Origin of the sequence: Allobosea sp. NPDC003192 (assembly GCF_050275675.1) — a bacterium.
GTDB lineage: Bacteria > Pseudomonadota > Alphaproteobacteria > Rhizobiales > Beijerinckiaceae > Allobosea.
The window spans coordinates 162,548-183,661 of sequence record NZ_JBNNPK010000008.1 but is presented as its reverse complement, the minus strand read 5'-3'; the positions used below and the strand labels follow the sequence as shown (position 1 = coordinate 183,661).

19 protein-coding genes are annotated in these 21,114 nt (G+C 67.1%); 3 read left to right on the top strand and 16 right to left on the bottom strand.

Annotated elements, in window-relative coordinates; genetic code table 11:
- Position 1: 1 nt before the first annotated feature.
- From sdhA to sdhC, 3 genes are read right to left on the bottom strand one after another with little or no spacing between them, the layout of a single operon-like run.
- Entirely contained in the window at positions 2–1,834 is a 1,833-nt protein-coding gene (gene sdhA, locus ACQKLX_RS13445; protein WP_427362069.1) for a succinate dehydrogenase flavoprotein subunit, read from the bottom strand.
- Positions 1,835–1,836: 2 nt separating this feature from the next.
- Positions 1,837–2,229, bottom strand: coding sequence for a succinate dehydrogenase, hydrophobic membrane anchor protein (gene sdhD, locus ACQKLX_RS13440; RefSeq protein ID WP_236846383.1), 393 nt, complete (start codon positions 2,227–2,229; stop codon positions 1,837–1,839).
- Positions 2,230–2,240: 11 nt separating this feature from the next.
- Positions 2,241–2,633 (bottom strand): succinate dehydrogenase, cytochrome b556 subunit, encoded by a 393-nt coding sequence (sdhC, locus tag ACQKLX_RS13435; protein ID WP_126114902.1) that lies wholly within the window; start codon positions 2,631–2,633, stop codon positions 2,241–2,243.
- Between the two features lie 261 nt (positions 2,634–2,894).
- Between sdhC and ACQKLX_RS13430 the strand changes: the two genes are divergently transcribed.
- Positions 2,895–3,719 (top strand): hypothetical protein, encoded by an 825-nt coding sequence (locus tag ACQKLX_RS13430; protein WP_427362068.1) that lies wholly within the window; start codon positions 2,895–2,897, stop codon positions 3,717–3,719.
- A 128-nt stretch (positions 3,720–3,847) separates the two neighbouring features.
- Entirely contained in the window at positions 3,848–4,084 is a 237-nt protein-coding gene (locus ACQKLX_RS13425; RefSeq protein WP_427362067.1) for a hypothetical protein, read from the top strand.
- Positions 4,085–4,092: 8 nt separating this feature from the next.
- Here the strand turns inward: ACQKLX_RS13425 and ACQKLX_RS13420 are convergent, their stop codons facing one another.
- From ACQKLX_RS13420 to ACQKLX_RS13410, 3 genes are all read right to left on the bottom strand, one after another.
- A complete protein-coding gene (locus tag ACQKLX_RS13420) occupies positions 4,093–5,154 on the bottom strand; it encodes a MaoC family dehydratase (protein WP_427362066.1) in 1,062 nt (353 codons plus the stop codon).
- A gap of 75 nt (positions 5,155–5,229) precedes the next feature.
- Positions 5,230–5,958, bottom strand: a complete 729-nt coding sequence (locus ACQKLX_RS13415) for an aspartate/glutamate racemase family protein (protein ID WP_427362065.1) — start codon at positions 5,956–5,958, stop codon at positions 5,230–5,232.
- On the bottom strand, positions 5,955–7,667 hold the full coding sequence (locus tag ACQKLX_RS13410; protein WP_427362064.1) for a serine/threonine dehydratase: 1,713 nt from the start codon (positions 7,665–7,667) through the stop codon (positions 5,955–5,957). The genes ACQKLX_RS13415 and ACQKLX_RS13410 overlap by 4 nt, the downstream gene beginning before the upstream one ends.
- A gap of 102 nt (positions 7,668–7,769) precedes the next feature.
- Here ACQKLX_RS13410 and ACQKLX_RS13405 point away from each other — a divergent pair, with 102 nt between their 5' ends.
- Positions 7,770–8,645, top strand: coding sequence for an HpcH/HpaI aldolase/citrate lyase family protein (locus tag ACQKLX_RS13405; protein WP_427362063.1), 876 nt, complete (start codon positions 7,770–7,772; stop codon positions 8,643–8,645).
- A gap of 79 nt (positions 8,646–8,724) precedes the next feature.
- On the opposite strand, the gene ACQKLX_RS13400 is transcribed toward ACQKLX_RS13405, so the two are convergent.
- The 10 genes from ACQKLX_RS13400 to ACQKLX_RS13355 all read right to left on the bottom strand — a co-directional run bounded on the left by ACQKLX_RS13400 (position 8,725) and on the right by ACQKLX_RS13355 (position 20,980).
- Complete coding sequence (locus tag ACQKLX_RS13400; RefSeq protein WP_427362062.1) at positions 8,725–9,138, bottom strand: F0F1 ATP synthase subunit epsilon; 414 nt, start codon at positions 9,136–9,138, stop codon at positions 8,725–8,727.
- Positions 9,139–9,290: 152 nt separating this feature from the next.
- Positions 9,291–10,751: a F0F1 ATP synthase subunit beta gene (gene atpD, locus ACQKLX_RS13395; protein WP_427362061.1), complete on the bottom strand. Its 1,461-nt coding sequence runs from the start codon at positions 10,749–10,751 to the stop codon at positions 9,291–9,293.
- Between the two features lie 63 nt (positions 10,752–10,814).
- Positions 10,815–11,684 (bottom strand): F0F1 ATP synthase subunit gamma, encoded by an 870-nt coding sequence (locus ACQKLX_RS13390; RefSeq protein ID WP_427362060.1) that lies wholly within the window; start codon positions 11,682–11,684, stop codon positions 10,815–10,817.
- 97 nt (positions 11,685–11,781) lie between these two features.
- Positions 11,782–13,314 carry a F0F1 ATP synthase subunit alpha gene (gene atpA, locus ACQKLX_RS13385; RefSeq protein WP_427362059.1) on the bottom strand — a complete coding sequence of 511 codons (1,533 nt, stop codon included), beginning with the start codon at positions 13,312–13,314 and terminating at the stop codon, positions 11,782–11,784.
- On the bottom strand, positions 13,314–13,886 hold the full coding sequence (locus ACQKLX_RS13380) for a F0F1 ATP synthase subunit delta (protein WP_427362137.1): 573 nt from the start codon (positions 13,884–13,886) through the stop codon (positions 13,314–13,316). The genes atpA and ACQKLX_RS13380 overlap by 1 nt, the downstream gene beginning before the upstream one ends.
- 257 nt (positions 13,887–14,143) lie before the next feature.
- On the bottom strand, positions 14,144–16,330 hold the full coding sequence (locus ACQKLX_RS13375) for a primosomal protein N' (RefSeq protein WP_427362058.1): 2,187 nt from the start codon (positions 16,328–16,330) through the stop codon (positions 14,144–14,146).
- 61 nt (positions 16,331–16,391) lie between these two features.
- Positions 16,392–17,888 (bottom strand): tripartite tricarboxylate transporter permease, encoded by a 1,497-nt coding sequence (locus ACQKLX_RS13370; protein WP_427362057.1) that lies wholly within the window; start codon positions 17,886–17,888, stop codon positions 16,392–16,394.
- Positions 17,889–17,898: 10 nt separating this feature from the next.
- Entirely contained in the window at positions 17,899–18,372 is a 474-nt protein-coding gene (locus tag ACQKLX_RS13365; protein WP_427362056.1) for a tripartite tricarboxylate transporter TctB family protein, read from the bottom strand.
- Between the two features lie 88 nt (positions 18,373–18,460).
- The gene (locus tag ACQKLX_RS13360) at positions 18,461–19,456 is read right to left on the bottom strand and encodes a tripartite tricarboxylate transporter substrate binding protein (RefSeq protein ID WP_427362055.1); all 996 of its coding nucleotides are present in this window, start codon (positions 19,454–19,456) and stop codon (positions 18,461–18,463) included.
- A gap of 147 nt (positions 19,457–19,603) precedes the next feature.
- Positions 19,604–20,980: a trypsin-like peptidase domain-containing protein gene (locus tag ACQKLX_RS13355; RefSeq protein ID WP_427362054.1), complete on the bottom strand. Its 1,377-nt coding sequence runs from the start codon at positions 20,978–20,980 to the stop codon at positions 19,604–19,606.
- Positions 20,981–21,114: the final 134 nt, after the last annotated feature.

The window sequence follows — 21,114 nt, the reverse complement described above, 5'->3', positions numbered from 1 at the left end:
CTCAGTACACCCGCGCCTTCGGCTTGATGTATTCGATGTCGTTCGAGAGCGTGTAGGTGTGCACCGGACGGTCATCGAGCGTGACGGTGCGCTGCTCGTCGTCGATCCAGGCGAGGGTGTGCTTCATCCAGTCCTTGTCGTTGCGGTCCGGATAATCCTCGCGGGCATGGGCGCCGCGGCTCTCCGGACGCTGCAGCGCCGAGTCCATGGTGACCACCGCCTGGGTGATCAGGTTCTCGAACTCCAGCGTCTCGATCAGGTCGGAATTCCAGATCAGCGAGCGATCGGTGGTGCCGATATCAGTGATGCCGGCCCAGACCTCGTGGATCGCCTTGTGGCCCGCCTCGAGCGTCTCGCCGGTCCGATAGACGGCGCAATCGGCCTGCATCGTCCGCTGCATTTTGTCGCGCAGCACCGCGGTCGGCGTGCCGCCCTTGGCGTTGCGGTACTTGTCGAGGCGGGTGAGCGAGAGATCGGCCGAGTTCGCCGGCAGCTCCGGCTGCTTCTCGCCGGCCTTGACGGTCTCGGCGCAGCGCAGACCAGCCGCACGGCCGAAGACGACGAGGTCGATCAGCGAATTCGAGCCGAGGCGGTTGGCGCCGTGCACGGAGACGCAGGCCGCTTCGCCGATCGCCATCAGGCCGGGCACGACCCGGTCCGGATCCCCATCGACCTTGGTCAGCACCTCGCCGTGGAAATTCGTGGGGATGCCGCCCATGTTGTAGTGCACGGTCGGGATCACCGGGATCGGCTCGCGGGTGACGTCGACGCCGGCGAAGATCTTGGCGCTCTCCGAGATGCCGGGCAGGCGCTCATGCAGGATCTTCGGGTCGAGATGGTCGAGATGCAGGTAGATGTGATCCTTGTCCTTGCCGACGCCGCGGCCGGCCCGGATTTCCATCGTCATCGAGCGTGAGACGACGTCGCGCGAGGCGAGGTCCTTGGCCGAGGGAGCGTAGCGCTCCATGAAGCGCTCGCCCTCGGAATTGGTGAGATAGCCGCCCTCGCCGCGCGCGCCCTCGGTGATCAGGCAGCCCGAGCCGTAGATGCCGGTCGGGTGGAACTGCACGAACTCCATGTCCTGCATCGGCAGTCCAGCCCGCAGCACCATGCCGCCGCCGTCGCCGGTGCAGGTATGGGCCGAGGTCGCCGAGAAATAGGCGCGGCCATAGCCGCCGGTCGCCAGGATGGTCTGCTGGGCGCGGAAGCGGTGCAGCGTGCCGTCATCGAGCTTGAGCGCGATCACGCCGCGGCAATGGCCATCCTCGTCCATGATCAGGTCGATGGCGAAGTACTCGATGAAGAACTCGGTGTTGTAGCGCAGCGCCTGGCCATAGAGCGTATGCAGCATGGCGTGGCCGGTGCGGTCGGCCGCGGCGCAGGTGCGTTGGGCCGGCGGGCCGTTGCCGAAATCGGTGGTCATGCCACCAAAGGGGCGCTGGTAGATCTTGCCGCTCTCGGTGCGCGAGAAGGGCACGCCCCAGTGCTCGAGCTCGTAGACGGCGGCCGGCGCGTTGCGCACGAGGTACTCGATCGCGTCCTGGTCGCCGAGCCAGTCCGACCCCTTGACGGTGTCGTACATGTGCCACTGCCAGGTGTCCTTGCCCATATTGCCGAGCGAGGCGGCGACGCCGCCCTGGGCCGCGACGGTGTGCGAGCGGGTCGGGAAGACCTTGCTGATGCAGGCGGTGCGCAGGCCGGCCTGCGAGCACCCGACCGTGGCGCGAAGCCCGGCGCCGCCGGCGCCGACGACGACGACGTCGAAGGTGTGGTCGGTGATGGCGTAGGCCTGGCCGGTGTAAGCCGGGACGGGGCGGGCGCGGGTGATCGCCATGATCAGCCTCCGAACGAGATCTTCAGGAGCGCGAAGGCGCAGGCGGCGCCGACGGCGATCGCAAAGAAGGTGTTGGCCATCACGGCGACGAGCTTCAGCCCCTCGTGATGGACGTAGTCCTCGATGACGACCTGCATGCCCAGGCGCATGTGGACCGCGCCGGAGATGACGAAGAGCAGCATCAGGATGGCGACGATCGGGTTCGACAGCGTCGCGATGGCGGCGCCATAGGGCTTGCCGATCAGCGAGATGACGACGCACAGGAAGGCCAGCGTCAGGATGACGTTGGCGACGCCCGTGACGCGCTGCAGCCAGAAATGGCCGGTGCCGGACTTCGCCGAACCGAGGCCGCGGACGCGGCCGAGCGGGGTGCGCATCGAGGAGTTGGAGAGCATCTTCGTGTTCCTCAGCGCGTCAGGACGACGAGCCAGACCAGCACAGTGAGCACGCCGGAGGCGACGAGGTTGTACTTGGCCAGGTTCATACGGGTCTGCGGGTCGAAGCCGTAGCCGAGATCCCAGACGAAATGGCGGAGCCCGCCGACCATATGATGCAGCAGCACGAAGGTGTAGCCGAACAGAACGAGGCGGCCGAGGATCGAGCCCGCGATCCACTGCGCGGTTTCGTAGGCGGCGGGGCCGGACGCGGCCGCGATCAGCCAGAGCGCGATCAGCAGCGTGCCGCCATAGAGCGCCACGCCGGTGGCGCGGTGGGCGATCGACGCCGCCATGGTCCAGGACCAGCGATAGATCTGCAGATGCGGGGAAAGCGGGCGCGCCGCCGGTCTGGACTCGGCCAAGTTAAGACTCCCGACCCTTCAAGCTCACGAAGCGAAGATCGCTTGGTATCGTTCTAGAGTGAATGGCTCTCTAACGAAACCATCTCCTCGCTGCAATGCGATAGGCATTTGCGCGATTACAGAAATCAAAATCTGTAACTTTCTTTCCCGTGAAGGCTGACTGCCGACGGCCTGCGAAAACAGCCTAAAGCCCGACAAGCGCCATCCGCCACCTATCCTCAGGGCGTATCGCACAAGCGAGGACCATCCATGAAGCTGGGCATGAGCCTTTCGCAGTTCGAGGCCGAACTGAATACGGATTGCTGCGATCCCTACAACAACGCCGAGTTGACGCTGACCTTGAAGCTCGGCTTCCGGCAGATCAATCCAGCTGCCGGCGCCGCCAACGGCACCTATCACGACTATGGTGACGCCACGGAGCCGACCCGCAAGATCATCAAATGGACGGTCGGCAGCTGGAACCTGTGGAAGAAGAACTTCGTCGACACCGCGACCCGCTTCTGGAACGGCAAGTTCTGGCTGTCGAACAATTTCCCGGTCTACGAGTTCGAGAAAAACGGCACGAAGTACCGGCCCAACATCTGGTGCCTGATCAAGATCGAGGATCGCGACATCGCGCTCGGCGGCCATCATCACGTCATCGACGTCGTCCGGTTGCACAGCAGCGAGACCTGGTTCGGCTCGCATTCCAAGCTCTACGACAGCCTCGACACCAATTCGGTGAAGAAGGGCACCAACAGCAAGGGCAAAGCGATCATGCAGCGCGCCCATGTCCACGAGGTCGGCCATCTGCTCGGCCTCGGCCATGTCGACATCGGCAAGGCGCATTGCCCCCCCGGTGGCAACACCAATGCCTCGAACTGCTATGGCGTCGCCGATGTCGACAAATATTCGGTGATGGGCCAGGGCATGCAATTGCGCCTCGTCCATGCCGTGCCCTGGCGCAAGGCGATGGTCGCGCTGTCCGGCAAGGGCAATGTGCTGACGGCGACCGATTGGGAGGCCAAGATGCAGCGCATCTATCCACGCATCCCGGCGGAAGTCGCCACCAACGCCATGCTCACGCACCGGCCCCTGCGCAAATGACCTTCATCCAGCCTGTTCGGACCGCGATGATGCGCCTCACCCGACGAAACCTTTCGATGCTCATTCTCGTTCTCAGCGGGATGGCCGGACTCCTCGGCCCCGCCCACGCCACAGGAAAGCGCTGCCAGATGAACGCGATCGAACGCTCCAAGTGCATCATCGAGGCGATCCTCGCCGATATCAGCCGGACCTACAGCCAGGTCGGCGGCGGCGGCATCAGCGCGATCAAGCAGAACTCGACGACGTCCTTCACCGTCTCGATCTCGCAGGAGGAACGGGTCGACCTCCTGACCTACGAGGCCACGGTCGACGCCAAGGGCAAGGTCAGCGTCAGGAAGACCGGCGAGGACACGAAGTCGCGCTGAGGGATGCCTCAGCGCGGCAGCAGGGCCCAGTAGTCGAAGTCGAGGATGACGCCGTCGGCATACTGGTCGGCGTGCTTCAGCGGGTGCTCGTTGCAGGGCAGGTTCTTGGTCGCGACGAGGCGCAGCCTCAGCGCACCGGCATCCGAACGCCCCGGCACCTCCGCGGTCTCCAGCACCTCGCTCCAGGCGAAGACGGTGTCGCCGGCGAACAGCGGCGAGACATGGCGGCCGGCATTGATCGCGGCGATGTGGAAGGCATTGCCGAGCCCGTTGAAGGACAGGGCGCGCGCCAGGCTGATGACGTGCCCGCCATAGATCAGGCGCTTGCCGAAGCGGGTCTCGCGGGCACCATAACCGTCGAAATGCACCTTGGCGGTGTTCTGGTAGAGCCGGGTCGCGATCTGGTGCTCGGCTTCCTCGACGGTCATGCCGTCGACATGGTCGATGCGCTCGCCCGCCCGGTAGTCGCCCCAGCGGAAAGGCGAGCCGGCGAGCGCGTCGTCATAGGCGGCAAGCTGCAGCGGCGGGCAGCCTTCGCCCAGCGCTTCCGGCGCGACGCTCTTCGGCAGTTCCGGCACCTGCTCGAACTCTGCCGGTGTGCCGGGCCGGCGCTTGCGCACCAGCACCCAGCGGGCATAGCTCAGCACGATCTCGCCACGCTGATTGCGACCGATCGAGCGGACATAGACGATGCCGGCATCGCCGCCCGAGGTCTGCTTCAGCCCGATCACCTCGGACGTCGTCGAGAGCGTGTCGCCCGGGAAGACCGGCTTGAGGAAACGGCCATCGGCATAGCCGAGATTGGCGACCGCATTGAGCGAGATGTCCGGCACCGTCTTGCCGAAGACGATGTGGAAGACCAGGAGATCGTCGACCGGCGCGGCGGGATAGCCGATCGCGCTGGCGAAGGCGTCGGAGGACTGCACAGCGAAGCGCGGCCCGTAGAGCGCGGTATAGAGCGAGACGTCACCGACCGTGACCGTGCGCGGCGTCGCATGGGCGATGGTCTCGCCGAGCCGGAAATCCTCGAAGAAGCGGCCGGTATTGGTCTTGCTGGTGATCTCGGACATCGGCTCGGCTTTCGCGGCGGGCCTTCATTGTGCGCTGCGGCGCGGGCCGTCGTAAAGCTGGTCCGAAGTCGAAGGCTAGCGGAAGTCGCGTGGCCTGAGGCCGGCATGGAACCAGGTGATCATCGAATAGATGTCGTAGACCGGCAGCCCCGTCGCCGCCTGCACTGCCGCGGCATAGGGCGGCATATTGGTGCATTCAAGCACGATGGCGCCGACCTCGGGATGCTCTTTGACCAGCCGCCGGGCTGCTTCGACCACGTCCTGCTCGGCGAGGTCGATATCCATATCCTCCTTCTCGGCCCTGATCAGAACGCGGAAGAATTCGCGGCCGTTCTCGGTGCCGGTCACCGGCGTATCGGCGGGGACACCGACCGCCCGAAGATGCTGCGGCGTCAGCGTCGCCGCCGAGACGGTGACGAGGCCGACGCGCTTGCCGGGCGGCAGGGTCGCCTGCACCCACGGCACCTGCATCAGCGAGGAGGTCGCGACGGGAACGCCGACAGCAGAAGCCAGCTCCAGCTGGAACAGCGAGAGGAAGCCGCAATTGGTGGTGATCGCCTCGGCGCCGAGCCGGACCAGCTCCTGCGCGGCCACGACGAAGTCAGGGAGCAGCCCTGCTGCTCCCTTCAGCACCACCTTCTCGGGGCTTGCGCCTTGCACGACGCGGTAGAGCACCGGGAAGGGCCAGGTCGTGGCATTGCCCATGTCGCCGAAAATGCGCGGAAAGCGCGCCTCCAGCATCAGCACGCCGAGCGGCGCGCCATAGAGCGCCTTGCCGCCCTTCGCGATGCCCCGCTTGCTCATGCGGTGATCTCGACCAGCTTCGTCAGATCGACATTGGCGCCGCAGACGAGGACGCCGAGGCGCTCGCCGGGCTGCGGCTTGTAGGAACCGCCGATCAGTGCGCCGAGCGCCGCAGCGCCGCCCGGCTCGACCGCGAGGCGGAAATCGCGCCAGAGCACGCGCTGCGCCTCGACGATCGCCGCATCCGGCACCAAAGCGACATGATCGACCGCGTCCTTGCAGACATCATAGACCAGCTGGCCGACATTGCGGGCTCCGAGCGAATCGGCCGCGACCGAAGCGACGGTCACCGTCACCGGCCCCTTCGCCTCGAACGCCGCCTGCAGCGCCCGCGAGCCCTCCGGCTCGACACCGACGACCTTGACGCTGGTGCCGGCGAACCAGGCAGCGATGCCGGAGATCAATCCGCCGCCGCCGACCGCGACCAGCACGGTGTCGAGATCGGGCTCTTGGCTCTGCCATTCGCGGCCGAGCGTACCCTGGCCGGCGATCGTCTCCTTGGCCGAGAAGGGGTGGATCTTGAGCGCGCCGGTCTCGGCCACGAACTTGTCGCAGGCCGCTTGGGCATCGTCATACTGCGCGCCGCCGATCCGGACCTCGGCGCCGAAGCGGCGGATCGCCTCGATCTTTGCCGCCGGCGAGATCTCCGGCACGAAGATCGTCGCCTTCACCCCGCGCTTGCCGGCGGCATAGGCGACGGCCGCGCCGTGATTGCCGCCCGAGGCCGCGGCGACGCCGGCGGCGGGAACATCGAGCGAGAGCAGGTTGTTGAAGGCGCCGCGCGTCTTGAAGGAGCCGGCATGCTGCAGGCTTTCGAGCTTGAGCGAGACATCGGCGCGCGAGCCGAAAGCGCCGGTGCCGAGTCGCATCACCGGCGTGGTGCGGGCATGGCCGGCAATGCGATCGGCCGCGGCCTCGATCATCGAGCGCGGCACAGGCTTCTCTGTCATGGCGATATCCTGGACGAGGGAACGATCCGCGACGAAGGTCCAGATCGCGATAGGTAGATCGTGGCTATCGCGTCCCGGCGGTTCGGGGAAGGGCTTCCCGCGCCCGGCGGCAATGTGCCGGGCGACGACCAACGCCGCGAGGGCATCGAGCGCATCGTCGGCGGCGGCGCCGCGCGGCGGCCGGGCATGTACGATTTCGGTCGGCAGCCCGGCCGCCAGCAATAGCGCCCGGCGCTCGGCCATCCCCGCCGGGTTGACCACGCCCTTGATCTTCTTGGGATGCAGGAGCGGCGCGCCCCGCATGGTCCGGAAGGCGAGCTCGGGATGCGTCTCGACAATGCGCTCGCACCAGCCGGGCTCTGTCCGCAGCAGCGCGTCGATCTCGCGGATGCGCGGGAAGAGATGGAAGCCCTGCTTCGAGACCTTGCGCGGCGGCTCCGACGTCGCCAGCGCCAGTCGGCAGGCATCGCCATAATCGGCCGCATGGACGGCGCTGCGCGAGGGAATCGAGAACACCGAGGACTGCCGGTCGCCGAGCAGCGCCCGAACCGCCTGCTCCGGTCCGCGCCCGGACCCGGCGATCCGATCGGGCAGGCCGATCGGCATGTCGACCGCGATCAGCTCCGGCACTGGCGGCCCGGCGAGCAGATCGCTCCAACGCGAAAAGACACGGAAGAAGGGCGGCCCCTGCCCCGTCTGGTCGGCGAAGGCCGCGATCCAGCCCGCCTTGCAGCCGTCGACACCGACAATCCAGCGCATCACAGGCCCGTCATCCGTCTTTCGCAGAACTGACATTGCATTGCGGCGCAGTCTAGTGTGCACTGCAGCGAACCCGGCGACCCTTCAATCCGGAGAGACAATATGACCGACATCCGTCCGCGCCGCAGCGTCCTCTATATGCCGGGCTCCAATGCCCGCGCCCTCGAAAAGGCCCGCGAGATCGCCGCCGACGCGCTGATCCTCGATCTCGAAGATGCGGTCGCCCCCGACGCCAAAGAGCTGGCGCGCAGCCAAGTCTGCGCCGCGGTCAAGGCCGGCGGCTATGGCAGGCGCGAGCTGGTCATCCGCACCAACGGCATCGACACGCCCTGGTTCGACGCCGACCTCGCCGCCGCGTCCGAAGCTGCCCCCGATGCGATCCTGATCCCGAAGGTCTCCTCGCCCGAGACGCTGGTCGAGATCGGCCATCGCCTGACCGGGCTCTGGGCCAAGCCGGAGACGCGGGTCTGGGCGATGATCGAGACGCCGCTCGCCATCCTCGACTGCGAGAGGATCGCACGCGCCGCCCGCGATCCCTCGACCCGCCTCGCCTGCTTCATCCTCGGCACCAACGACCTCGCCAAGGAAACCCGCGCCCGCTTCGTGCCGGGCCGCGCGCCGATGCTGCCCTGGCTGACCACGGCGATCCTCGCCGCCCGCGCCCATGGCGTCGATGTGGTCGACGGCGTCTACAACGACCTCAAGGACGAGGCCGGTTTCAGGGCCGAATGCGAGCAGGGCCGCGACCTCGGCTTCGACGGCAAGACCCTGATCCATCCGAACCAGGTCGCGGTGGCCAACACCGTCTTCGCGCCGGAGGAAAGCGAGCTGACCCGCGCCCGCGCCATCATCTCCGCCTTCGCCGAGCCGGCGAATGCCGACAAGGGCGCGATCCAGCTCGACGGCCGCATGGTCGAGCGCCTGCACGCCGAGATGGCCAAGCGCGTGGTGGCGCTCGCCGAGGCGATCGCAGCCTGATCACGCCCCACTGAGGCCAAACGAAAAGGCCGGGAGCAAGCTCTCGGCCTTTTCGATTCCGTCAGATAAAAAGCTTGGTTCAAGCCGCCTTGCGCTGCTCGAACACGCCCTTGAACTCGCGCAGCTGCACGAGCTGGTCGTGCAGGCGCTTCTTCTCGGCCTCGTCATGCGAGCCGGCATGGCGGGTCTCGGCGGTCAGGATCTCCGCATCGAGAACGGCGCTGTCGACGTCCTCAAGGAAGCGGGCCTGCTCGGCCAGGATGGTGACGCTCGTCGCGTTGACCTCGGCGAGGCCGCCCGAGACGAAGAATTCCTTGCCGTTGCTGGAGTCGGTCTGGACCAGGACGATGCCGGGCTTCAGCACGGCGACGACCGGCGCGTGACCGGCGAGCACGGTCATCTCGCCCTCGACCGACGGCACGATGACGCTGACGGCTTCACCCGAGAACAGGATGCGCTCCGGTGAGACGAGTTCGAATGTGAAGGTGGCCATCGTAAAATCTCTCCAGGCTCGTCATGGTCGGGCCTGACCCGACCATCCCTGAAACCAGTGTCTGCTCGTCCAGAGATTCTCGGGGCAAGCCCGAGAATGACGCGTGTCACGCCCCCCGGCCAGCCAAAGCCGACCGGAACGGCCCGTGAAACTTACGCCGCCTCGGCAGCCAGGCGCTGGGCCTTCTCGACCGCTTCCTCGATCGAGCCGACCATGTAGAAGGCGGCCTCCGGCAGGTGGTCGTACTTGCCCTCGACCAGGCCCTTGAAGCCCTTGATCGTGTCCTCGAGCGCGACGAGCTTGCCCGGCGAGCCGGTGAAGACTTCCGCGACGAAGAACGGCTGCGAGAGGAAGCGCTCGATCTTGCGGGCGCGGGCGACGGCGAGCTTGTCCTCTTCCGAGAGCTCGTCCATGCCCAGGATCGCGATGATGTCCTGCAGGGCCTTGTAGCGCTGGAGGATCTGCTGGACCTGGCGGGCGACGCCGTAGTGCTCGTCACCGACGATCGCGGCCGAGAGCATGCGCGAGGTCGAGTCGAGCGGGTCGACCGCCGGGTAGATGCCCTTTTCCGCGATCGAGCGCGAGAGCACAGTCGTCGCGTCCAGGTGGGCGAAGGAGGTCGCCGGCGCCGGGTCGGTCAGGTCGTCCGCCGGCACGTAGATCGCCTGCACCGAGGTGATCGAGCCCTTGTTGGTGGTCGTGATCCGCTCCTGCAGATTGCCCATGTCCGTGGCGAGCGTCGGCTGATAGCCGACCGCCGACGGGATGCGGCCCAGCAGCGCCGACACTTCCGAGCCGGCCTGGGTGAAGCGGAAGATGTTGTCGACGAAGAACAGCACGTCCTGGCCACGGTCGCGGAAGTCTTCCGCGACGGTCAGGCCGGACAGGGCGACGCGCATGCGGGCGCCCGGGGGCTCGTTCATCTGGCCGTAGACGAGGGCGCACTTCGAACCGTCGCCGCCGCCCTTCTTGTTGACGCCCGACTCGATCATCTCGTGATAGAGGTCGTTGCCTTCGCGGGTGCGCTCGCCGACGCCGGCGAACACCGAGTAGCCGCCGTGGGCCTTCGCGACGTTGTTGATCAGCTCCATGATCAGCACGGTCTTGCCGACGCCGGCGCCGCCGAACAGGCCGATCTTGCCGCCCTTGGCGTAGGGAGCCAGCAGGTCGACGACCTTGATGCCGGTGACCAGGATCTGCGCGTCCGTCGCCTGCTCGGCATAGGACGGAGCCGGCTGGTGGATGCCGCGGGTGTTGGTGGTCTTGATCGGGCCGGCCTCATCGACCGGCTCGCCGATGACGTTCATGATGCGGCCGAGGCATTCGTCGCCGACGGGAACCGAAATCGGCGCGCCGGTGTCGGTCACCGACTGGCCGCGGACCAGACCTTCGGTCGAGTCCATGGCGATGGTGCGAACGGTGTTCTCGCCGAGGTGCTGGGCGACCTCGAGGACGAGGCGGTTGCCGAGGTTCTCGGTCTCGAGCGCGTTCAGAATCTCCGGCAGCGCGCCGTCGAACTGCACGTCGACGACGGCGCCGATGACCTGCGAAACGCGGCCGGTGCCGGTGTTGGCGGGCTTGTCGGTCTTGGTCTTGGTAGCGGCTTTGGCCATGGTTCGAACCTCGGATGCGAAGCGTGTCGGGTGGCCGGCACGCCGGCCTGAATAGTTAGGCGGTTAGAGCGCTTCCGCGCCGGAGATGATCTCGATCAGTTCCTTGGTGATCATCGCCTGACGCGAGCGGTTGTAGATCGTCGTCTGCTTCTTGATCATCTCGCCGGCATTGCGCGTGGCGGAGTCCATGGCGGACATGCGCGCGCCCTGCTCGGAGGCGGCGTTCTCGAGCAGCGCCCGCAGCACCTGAACGGTCAGGTTGCGCGGCAGCAGCGTCTCGAGGATCTCGCTCTCTTCCGGCTCGTAGTCGTAGACCGCGTCGGTCGTCTTGGCGCCAGCCGGAATCTCGGCCGGGATGATCTGCTGCGCCGTCGGGATCTGCGCGATCACCGACTTGAACTTCGAGAAGAACAGCGTCGCGACATCGAACTCGCCACCCGCGAAGCGCGTCAGGATGTTCTGCGCGATCGTCTCGGCATTGACGAAGCCGAGCTGCTTGAAGGCGCGCAGGTCGACGAGCTCGATGATATCCGCGGCGAACTGCCGGCGCAGGATGTCATAGCCCTTCTTGCCGACGCAGATGATCTTGACCGTCTTGCCTTCGGCCTTGAGCGCGTTCGCCTTGTCGCGGGCAAGACGAGCGATCGAGGAGTTGAAGGCGCCGCACAGGCCGCGCTCGGCCGTGCAGACGACGAGCAGCTGGACCTTGTCCGAGCCCGTGCCGGCGATCAGGCGCGGGGCGCTGCCATTGGCGAGGCCGCCGGCGAGGTTGGCCAGCACCGCTTCCATGCGCTCGGCATAGGGACGGGCCGCCTCGGCCGCGGTCTGCGCGCGGCGCAGCTTCGCCGCCGCGACCATCTGCATGGCCTTGGTGATCTTCTGCGTCGCCTTCACCGAGGCGATGCGGTTGCGTAGGTCCTTAAGGGACGGCATCCGGTCTTGATCCCCTATCCGTCATTGGCAGGCAACAACGAAGCAATCCAGAACTGGTGCGCAGCGGGGCTGGATTGCCTCGCTGCGCTCGCAATGATCAGGCGAAGGACTTGGCGTAGCCTTCGACGATCCCCTTCAGCTTCGCGGCGTTCGCGTCCGAAAGGTCCTTCGAGGAGCCGATCTCGTTCAGGAGGTCGGTGTGCTTGCCGCGAACGAGCGAGAGCAGCCCGTCCTCGAACGCGCGCACCTTGTTGACCGGGAGCGGGTCGAGATAGCCGTTGACGCCGGCATAGATCACCACGACCTGCTCTTCCATCTTCAGCGGCGAGAACTGCGGCTGCTTCAGGAGCTCGGTCAGGCGGGCGCCGCGATTGAGCAGGCGCTGGGTGACCGCGTCGAGGTCCGAGCCGAACTGGGCGAAGGCGGCCATCTCGCGATACTGGGCGAGCTCGCCCTTGATCTTGCCCGCGACCTTCTTGGTCGCCTTGGTCTGCGCCGAGGAGCCGACGCGCGACACCGAGAGACCGACGTTCACCGCCGGGCGGATGCCCTGGTAGAAAAGGTCCGTCTCCAGGAAGATCTGACCGTCGGTGATCGAGATCACGTTGGTCGGGATGTAGGCCGAGACGTCGTTGGCCTGGGTCTCGATGACCGGCAGCGCCGTCAGCGAGCCGTTGCCGGCAGCGTCGCCCATCTTGGCGGCGCGCTCGAGCAGACGGGAGTGGAGATAGAACACGTCGCCGGGATAGGCCTCGCGGCCCGGCGGGCGGCGCAGCAGCAGCGACATCTGGCGATAGGCGACGGCCTGCTTCGACAGGTCGTCATAGATGATCACGGCGTGCATGCCGTTGTCGCGGAAATACTCGCCCATCGAGCAGCCGGCGAACGGCGCCAGGAACTGCATCGGGGCGGGGTCGGAGGCGGTGGCCGCCACGACGATGGAATACTCCATCGCGCCGCGCTCCTCGAGCACCTTCACGAGCTGGGCGACGGTCGAACGCTTCTGGCCGACGGCGACGTAGACGCAGTAGAGCTTCTGGCTCTCCGGGGCGCCTTCGACGTTGAGCGGCTTCTGGTTCAGGATCGCGTCGAGCGCCACGGCGGTCTTGCCGGTCTGGCGGTCGCCGATGATCAGCTCGCGCTGGCCACGGCCGATCGGGATCAGGGCGTCGATCGCCTTGAGGCCGGTCGCCATCGGCTCGTGCACCGACTTGCGCGGGATGATGCCGGGCGCCTTGACGTCGACGCGGGCGCGGGTCTTGGACTTGATCGGGCCCTTGCCGTCGATCGGGTTGCCGAGCGCGTCGACGACGCGGCCGAGCAGCTCCTTGCCGACGGGGACGTCGACGATGGCGCCGGTGCGCTTGACGGTCTGGCCTTCCTTGATCTCGCGGTCGGAGCCGAAAATGACGACGCCGACATTGTCGCTCTCGAGGTTGAGGGCCATGCCGCGCACGCCCGTCTCGAACTCGACCATCTCACCGGCCTGGACCTTGTCGAGGCCGTAGACGCGGGCGATGCCGTCACCGACGGAGAGAACCTGACCGACCTCGGTAACCGAGGCTTCCGAGCCGAAGTTCGAGATCTGCGACTTCAGGATAGCGGAGATTTCAGCGGCGCGGATGTCCATCAGCCGACCTCTTTCATGGCAAGACGAATAGAATTGAGCTTGGTTTTCAGGGACGCATCGACCATGCGCGAGCCCATCTTGACGACGAGACCGCCGATGATGGCCGGGTCGACCTTGAGCGAGACGTCGACATCCTTGCCTGCAACCTCCTTGAGGGCGGCGGTGATGTCCTTGAGCTGAGCGGCGGAAGGCTGCTCGGCGAGCGTGACCTCGGCGCTGACGACGCCCTTGGCCTCGGCGACCTTGGCGCGGAACGCGCGGATCATGCCCGGCAGCGCGAAGAGGCGGCGCTTGCTGGCGACGAAACCGATGAAGTTGGCGGCAAGCCCGGTGATACCGGCCTTGGCGGTGAGCGCGGTGATGGCGGAAACCTGATCCTGCGCCGAGAAAGCCGGGCTCTCGATCAGGCGCTTGAGGTCATCGCTCTCGGCGATCATCGCGGCGAAGCCGTCGAGGTCCTTGGCGACGGCGTCGACCGTCTTGGCCTCGCTGGCCAGTTCGAACAGAGCCGTCGCGTAACGCTCGGCCACGCCCGAGACTGGGGACTGTTCCTGCGATCCGCCCTCGGCCACGCTCTCGCTCTCTCTTCCAGGGGACCGCTCCGGCGACCTTCTGACGAAGGTGGAGTGCACGGCCCCGACGCTGCGATGATCAAGCGCACGGCAAGCCCGTTCCAGGGCTTGCGGCGCTTGGATTGCGGCGGTGCGATAGCATGGGGTTTCGGGGGGCGCAACCGACGAAATACCCGCCCCACATGCTTTGGATGCGGTCGAAAGAAGCAGGCAGCGCAGGGCGCGGCGGCCTGCACGGGCGCGCAATGCGAATCCGGCTAAAGGAAGCTCTGCGGATCGACGTCGACCGCGACCCTGACCGAGCCCTTCGGCCGCGGCGCCCGCCGGAGCCAGGCGCGCAGGTAATCCTGCAGGTTGATCTCGCGCGCCGTGCGCACGATCAGCCGCATGCGATGACGTCCCCGCAAGATGGCGAGCGGCGCCTCGGCCGGGCCGAGCACGGCGACGCCGGCCGGTGCCTCGGCGCAGCGCGCCAGCGCCCGCGCATGGGTCTCGGCCTCGGCTTGCGAGTTCGCCGAAACGATCAGCCCGGCGAGCCGGCCGAAGGGCGGCAGGCCGGCGGCCTCGCGCGCTGCCGTCTCCGCCGCATAGAAGCGCTCGGGGTCGCCGGAGATCAGCGCCTTCAGCACGGGATGATTGGGGTCGTGCGTCTGCAGCAGCGCCCGCCCCGGCTTCTCGCCGCGCCCAGCCCGGCCGGTGACCTGCCTGAGCACCTGGAAGGTGCGCTCGGCGGCGCGCGGATCGCCCGAGGTCAGGCCAAGATCGGCATCGATCACCCCGACCAGTGTCATCCCCGGGAAATTATGGCCCTTGGCGACGAGCTGCGTGCCGATGACGATGTCGAACTCGCCCTCGGCCACCGCCATCAGCTCCTGCTTCAGGCGTTCGGTTCCCCCCGGGAAATCGCTCGACAGCACGATCGAGCGCGCCTGCGGGAACAGGGTCGCGACCTCCTCGGCCAGGCGCTCGACACCGGGCCCGCAGGCGACGAGGCTCTCCGGCTGATGACAGGCCGGGCATTCATGCGGCCTGCGCTCGACATGGCCGCAATGATGGCAGACCAGCGCCCGGCGGAAGCGATGGTCGACCAGCCAGGCCGAGCAGTTCGGACACTGGAAGCGGTGGCCGCAGTCGCGGCAGAGCGTCAGCGGCGCATAGCCGCGTCGGTTGAGGAAGAGCAGCGACTGCTCCTTCGCCTCGATATTGGCCTCGACCGCCTTGATCAGTTGCGACGAGAGCCAGCGCCCGCGCTCCGGCTTGTCCTTGCGCAGGTCGATCAGACCGAGCGTCGGCAATTCACGCCCGCCATAGCGCTCGGGTAGCTTGAGATGGATATAGCGGCCACGCTCGGCGTTGACGCGGGTTTCCAGCGACGGGGTCGCCGAGGCCAGCACCACCGGCGCGTTCTCGATCTTGCCGCGTACTACCGCCATGTCGCGGGCGTGGTAGGCGACGCCGTCCTCCTGCTTGTAGGCGGCCTCGTGCTCCTCATCGATGACGATCAGGCCAAGATCCCGATAAGGCAGGAACAGGGCCGAGCGCGCACCAGCCACGACCAGCGCCTCCCCCTTGGCGATCGCCGCCTGCAGGCGCTCGCGCCGGCGCCCGCTCACCGCCGAATGCCACAGGCCCGGCCGGACGCCGAAGCGGGCCTCGAAGCGGTCGATGAACTGCGCGGTGAGCGCGATCTCCGGCATCAGGATCACGCTCTGACGCCCGAGCCTGACCGCCTCGGCGACCGCCTCGAAATAGACCTCGGTCTTGCCCGACCCCGTGACGCCCTCGAGCAGCGCGACCTGCCAGGATTGCTTGCGCACGAGCTCGGCCAGCGCATCGCCGACCGCGCGCTGGTCGTCGGAGAGCTGTGGCTGGGCATAGTCAGGATCGGGCCGTGCCGCGATCGCCTCCTGCGGCAGCGCCTCGACCAAGAAGGTGCCGGCATCGACGAGCGAATCGATCACCGCCGTGCTGACCGAGGCGGCTTCCGCCAGCGCCGACTTGCCGATCAGCAAACCGCCCTCGGCCGCGGCGATGGCCCGTGCGCGGGCCGGCGTCATCCGCGTGGGCGGCGCACCGACCAGCCTGACGCCGAGCTTGGGCCGCTCCGGCATGTCGTCGGGCGGGCGGCGCAAGGCGAGCGCCAGCACCGAGCCCTTGGCGGCAAGCGTATACCAGGCGACCCAGTCGACCAGCTTGCGCAGGGCCGGATCGAGCGGCGGCATGTCGAGCTTGCCGACGACCTTCTTCAGATTGCCGCCGCGGCCGGAACCGGCCTCCCAGACGACTCCGACCGTCTCGCGCGGCCCCAGCGGCACCTGCACGACATCGCCCGGCGCGAGCGTGAGCCCCGGCGGCACGGCATAGCTATAGGCCTGGTCGAGGCCGAGCGGGATCAGCACCTCGACCGTGCCGCCGCCCTGCCCTTCGTCGAGCGCATCGTCCATGCGCCCGTCTCTAGCACTGATTCGGGATCATCGCCGGCAGCAGTCGCCGCCGGCTGCAATCTCACGCCGCCGCCGGCTGGCGCCGGCCGAAGGGCAGCGCCTTCCACAGCATCGCACCCCAGAGCAGCATGGTCAGCACGCCGAGCGTGCCGGCGATAGGCCGATCGAGGAAGCCGATGAAGGAGCCGTTTGCCTTGATCATCGAGCTCATGAAGTTCTGCTCCAGCATCTCGCCGAGCACGAGGCCGAGGATCAACGGCGCGACCGGGATGCCATGTTCCTCGAGCAGCCAGCCGAACAGGCCCATCACCACCATCAGCACGACGCCGTAGAGCGAGTTGGTCATGGCGAAGGAGCCGACCATGCAGAAGATCAGGATGATCGGCAGCAGGATGTTGCGCGGCACCCGCAGGATCTGCTTGGCGGACTTGATCGCCGCCCAGCCGAGCGGGAACATCAGCAGATTGGCAAGGATGAAGATGATGAAGACGGCGTAGATCAGCTCCGGCGTCTGCAGAAAGACGGTCGGGCCCGGATTCATGCCCTTCATGTAGAGCACGCCGATCACGATCGCGGTGATCGAATCGCCGGGAATGCCGAAGACCAGTGCCGGAATCCAAGCGCCGCCGAGTGCGGAATTATTGGCCGAGGTCGAATCGACGATGCCCTCGATATGGCCGGTGCCGAACTTTTCCGGCTCCTTCGACAGCTTCTTCGAGACTGCATAGGAGACCCAGGCAGCGATATCTGCGCCAGCGCCCGGCAGGGCGCCGATCACCGTGCCGATCACCGAGCCGCGGATGAAGTTCTTCCAGTATTTGCGCGTCACCGCGCCGAGGCCGGCGAACATGTTGCCGACCGCCTGCTTCACCATGATCCCGGACTTCTCCATGGTCACGGCCCCGCGCAACAGCTCGGAGACCGCAAACATGCCGATCAGGGTCGGGATGAAATTGATGCCGGAGAGCAGGTCGACATTGCCGAAGGTGAAACGCGGCTGGCCAGCAGCCGGGTCGATGCCGATCGTGCCGATGGCGAGACCGATGAACAGCGAGAGCAGACCCTTGAGCGGGTCGCCGGTGCCGATGAAGACCGCGCAGGTCAGGCCAAGGCAGGCGAGCCAAAAATACTCGAAGGAGGAGAAGTTGATCGCCACCTCGGCCAGAACCGGCGCGAGCACGACCAGGATGATCACGCCGAAGATGCCGCCGAGCACGGAGAAAACCAGGTTGACGCCCATGCACAGGTCGAGCTGGCCCTTCTTGGTCATCTCGTAGCTCTCGTCCGCATAGGCGGCCGAGGCGGGCGTGCCGGGCATGCGCAGCATCGCCGCCGGGATGTCGCCCGCGAAGATCGCCATGGCGGTAGCGGTGACGATGGCACCGAGCGCCGGCACCGGCGACATGAAGAAGGTAACCGGCACCAGCAGCGCCGTCGCCATCGTCGCGGTCAGGCCCGGCATCGCCCCGACGAACATGCCGAAGATGGCCGAGCCCATGATCACGGCCAGCACATAAGGGTCGAAGACCAGGCCGAAGGCGGTTGCGATCGCAGTCATGGCCGGCTCCTCACAGCACGCTGTCGAGGATGCCGCGCGGCAGCGGCACGCGCATCAGCGACGAGAAGAACCAGTGCACCAATCCGGTCATGACGACAGCGACCACGACGGCCGTGATCGGCCTGACGCCGAACCAGAGAAACAGGATGAGCTGGATCAGAAAAGCGCAGGGGATGAAACCGAGCGGCTCCGAGGCCAGGACATAGAACGCCATCGCCCCGAGCATCAGTGCGAAGGAGGCGACGCGGCGCGGCACGCCGGTCCACTCGTCGAGCTGGAGCCAGCGCCCGCCGGCCGTGCGCTCGCGCAGGCCGCGGACGATCAGGAGGGCCGAGCAGCCGATGATGCCGGCGCCGAGAATTCGCGGGAACAGGCTCGGCCCGTATTGCTGGCCGGGAAAGGCGGAAAACGAAAAGGTCATCGCGATCATCGCGGCGGCGATCAGGATGAACGCGGCTCCGATCACGGCGTCGTTGAAGCGCATCGGCAATCTCTCCAAGCGCCCGTGCGCTGTCTCCTCGCACGGAACGGGGCCGGCGCGGGGCCGGCCCTTCACGGGTGGCAGGGTCGGGTCAGGCCTTCTTGGCGAGGCCCGCCGCGTTCATCGCCGCCGCCATCGCCTTGTCGCCATCAGCCATGAACTTGGTGAAGCCGGCCTGGTCGGCGAAGGTCATGCCGAAGCCGCGGGCGTTCATGAAGTCCTTGAACTCCTTGGAGTCGTAGGCCTTCTTCAGCTCGGCGATCAGCTTGGTCTGGACGTCGGCGGGCAGCCCCTTCGGACCGGCGATGCCGCGCCAGGCGCCGACCGAGTAGTTGATGCCGAGCGTCTCGTTCAGCGTCGGCACGTCCTTGAATTGCGGATTGCGTTCCTTGGCCATGATCGCAAGCGCCTTCGCCTTGCCGGCGTCGATCATTGCGCGCGCTTCCGGCACCGAGCAGGTGACGATGTCGATGCCGCCGGCAGCCAGATCCTGCATGGCCGGTGCGGCGCCGTTGGACGGCGCCCACGCGACATGGTCGGGCTTCAGGCCCATGGCGACGAGCCAGCCGATCAGCGCCAGGTGCCAGATGCCGCCCTGGCCCGTGCCGGACGCCTTGAACTTGCCGGCCGGCGCCGCCTTGATCGCCTCGGCCAGCGCCTTGATGTCCTTGTAGGGGCTCGATGCCGAGACCTGCACGCCCGGCGGGTCCTCGTTCATCAGCGCCAGCGGCGTGTAGCTGGTCGGGTTGAGATCGGTCAGGCCCTGATGATGCATCATCGTGATTTCGACGGTGATCATCCCGATCGTGTAGCCGTCTGGCGCTGCAGTCGCGATCGCGGAATGCCCGACGACGCCGGAGCCGCCGGTGCGGTTCACCACGTTGAAGGGCTGGCCCATGTTCTTCTCGAGCAGCGAGGCGACGATGCGCGCCGTCGCGTCGGTGCCGCCGCCCGCACCCCAGGGACAGACCAGGGTCACCGGCCGGTTCGGCCATTGCGCCTGGCCGAGCGCCGGGCGTGTGATCAGCCCTGCCGCGCCAGCTGCCGCCGCGCCTTTGAGGACCGAACGTCTGCTGATTCTGCTCATAATGGTCTCCTCCCCGTTCAATCGATTTAAAATTTGAAAGCTTCTTCGCCTGGCGGCGCGGCTTCCTTGATTTCTCGCTATCAGAACCGATTGCCGCTGGCGAGGCAACAGTCTTTGTATGCTGTATGCACGATCACGCAGCTGGTGTCAGAGCCCGCAGGCGATCGCTACCACGCTCTTGCCGGCAGCCTCGGCGATCGCACCGGTGCTCAGCTCACCGCCAGCTGCGGTAGCGGCAGGCTTCGCGTCGGCCTTCTCCAGCATCGCCTTGAGCTGCGCGACTCCGGCGATCGCATGATTGCGCTGCGGCGCGACCCCGGCGATCAGGGCCTTGTCTGAGGGATTGGCGGTGACCAGCCCCGCGAGCCGGCCCTGCCGGTCGAAGACCGGGCTGCCCGCGCCGCCCGGCTGCAAGGGCGCAAGCACGGCATCGCTCATCACCTCGCCGGGCAAAGCGACCGCGGTGCGCGAGGCGGCCGTTCCGTCATAGGCGAGCACGACTACTGCCTCTTTCGTGGCGGGCGCGCTTTCGCGCAGCCCCGGCAGTGTGCCGGAGGCGAGCCCGGGCACGTCGAGCAGCGCGAGCCCGCTCGCCTGATCCTGCGCCCGCAGTTTCGCCGGGCGCGATCCAACCTTGAGCCCCTTGCAGGGATCGACAGCGGCGCGGGCCGTCAGCACCAGTTCCCTGCCGATGACGAGACCGACGCCGAAGCGCTCTGTCGCCGGCTGTGCCGGGGTCGTTGCCACGGCGGGGGCGCCGGGCGCTGCAGGCGTCGGCGCGGGAGCCGGCGCCGCCCCGCTCGGGAATGGCTCGAAACTGTCGGCGATAGCGGTCACCACCTTGTCGAAGGTCGCCGCGACGCCCTTGTCGTAGCCGACAGAAAAGCCGCGCAGACCCGACGGCCCGAGCGCCTGGCGCCGGAAGAATTTCCCGTCTCGCGTCTCGCCGGCGACGACGAAGAATGTCGGTTGCAACAGCTTGTAGGTGATCCGGCGCGGGACATGAGGCGTGACCGCAATGGCACGCTCGAAGATGGCCGGAAGCGGCTCACTCGCGGGTCCCGCGTTGACGTCGAGCGTGATCTTGCCGTCGGCGCTCTGCCAGCGGCTGCCTCCGGCCGGCGTCGCCTCGCGCTTCGGCAGGAGTTTTTGCGGGATGCCGATGCGCACGCCGGTCGGCTGGTCGGTGATCACGGTAAAGCCCGCCGCATCGCGCGCCGTTTTGGCGATTCGCGCCAGTTCCTGGCGCTCAGCCGGGGTCAATTGCCCGTCGGGCTGGCCCCGTCCGGCCTTGAAACTGTTCACGGCGCGGAAGGTCAGCGGGCCGAAATTGCCGGTGGCGGCGCTGTTGAGATGCCCTGTCCAGATCAGGTCGGACTGGATCGCCTTGCGCTCAGCCTCCGGCAGCGCGGCATAGGCCTGCGTCGCCGCGGCCAGGCGCGGATCGGCAGGCTGCTGCGCTTGTGCGGCGTTCAGGCAGACAAGAACACCGGCAATACCGATCCAAGAGGAAACCTTGAGCACGACCTTCTCCTCATCCAGACCGCGCCGCGACGCGGCGCCATTCAGCGTCAGGCTTGCCGCAGAGGCAAGACCAGCCTGTTCATTTTGAGCACAAGGGTGACAAGCGCGGGAAACCCCTCCCCCTTGCGGGGAGG

What these genes read in the sequence shown, in the direction of transcription:
- sdhA (WP_427362069.1), bottom strand. Translation starts at nt 1,834, where the DNA reads ATGGCGATCACCCGCGCCCGCCCCGTCCCGGCTTACACCGGCCAGGCC.
- sdhD (WP_236846383.1), bottom strand. Translation starts at nt 2,229, where the DNA reads ATGCTCTCCAACTCCTCGATGCGCACCCCGCTCGGCCGCGTCCGCGGC.
- ACQKLX_RS13430 (WP_427362068.1), top strand. Translation starts at nt 2,895, where the DNA reads ATGAGCCTTTCGCAGTTCGAGGCCGAACTGAATACGGATTGCTGCGAT.
- ACQKLX_RS13425 (WP_427362067.1), top strand. Translation starts at nt 3,848, where the DNA reads ATGAACGCGATCGAACGCTCCAAGTGCATCATCGAGGCGATCCTCGCC.
- ACQKLX_RS13420 (WP_427362066.1), bottom strand. Translation starts at nt 5,154, where the DNA reads ATGTCCGAGATCACCAGCAAGACCAATACCGGCCGCTTCTTCGAGGAT.
- ACQKLX_RS13415 (WP_427362065.1), bottom strand. Translation starts at nt 5,958, where the DNA reads ATGAGCAAGCGGGGCATCGCGAAGGGCGGCAAGGCGCTCTATGGCGCG.
- ACQKLX_RS13410 (WP_427362064.1), bottom strand. Translation starts at nt 7,667, where the DNA reads ATGCGCTGGATTGTCGGTGTCGACGGCTGCAAGGCGGGCTGGATCGCG.
- ACQKLX_RS13405 (WP_427362063.1), top strand. Translation starts at nt 7,770, where the DNA reads ATGACCGACATCCGTCCGCGCCGCAGCGTCCTCTATATGCCGGGCTCC.
- ACQKLX_RS13400 (WP_427362062.1), bottom strand. Translation starts at nt 9,138, where the DNA reads ATGGCCACCTTCACATTCGAACTCGTCTCACCGGAGCGCATCCTGTTC.
- atpD (WP_427362061.1), bottom strand. Translation starts at nt 10,751, where the DNA reads ATGGCCAAAGCCGCTACCAAGACCAAGACCGACAAGCCCGCCAACACC.
- ACQKLX_RS13390 (WP_427362060.1), bottom strand. Translation starts at nt 11,684, where the DNA reads ATGCCGTCCCTTAAGGACCTACGCAACCGCATCGCCTCGGTGAAGGCG.
- atpA (WP_427362059.1), bottom strand. Translation starts at nt 13,314, where the DNA reads ATGGACATCCGCGCCGCTGAAATCTCCGCTATCCTGAAGTCGCAGATC.
- ACQKLX_RS13375 (WP_427362058.1), bottom strand. Translation starts at nt 16,330, where the DNA reads ATGGACGATGCGCTCGACGAAGGGCAGGGCGGCGGCACGGTCGAGGTG.
- ACQKLX_RS13370 (WP_427362057.1), bottom strand. Translation starts at nt 17,888, where the DNA reads ATGACTGCGATCGCAACCGCCTTCGGCCTGGTCTTCGACCCTTATGTG.
- ACQKLX_RS13365 (WP_427362056.1), bottom strand. Translation starts at nt 18,372, where the DNA reads ATGCGCTTCAACGACGCCGTGATCGGAGCCGCGTTCATCCTGATCGCC.
- ACQKLX_RS13360 (WP_427362055.1), bottom strand. Translation starts at nt 19,456, where the DNA reads ATGAGCAGAATCAGCAGACGTTCGGTCCTCAAAGGCGCGGCGGCAGCT.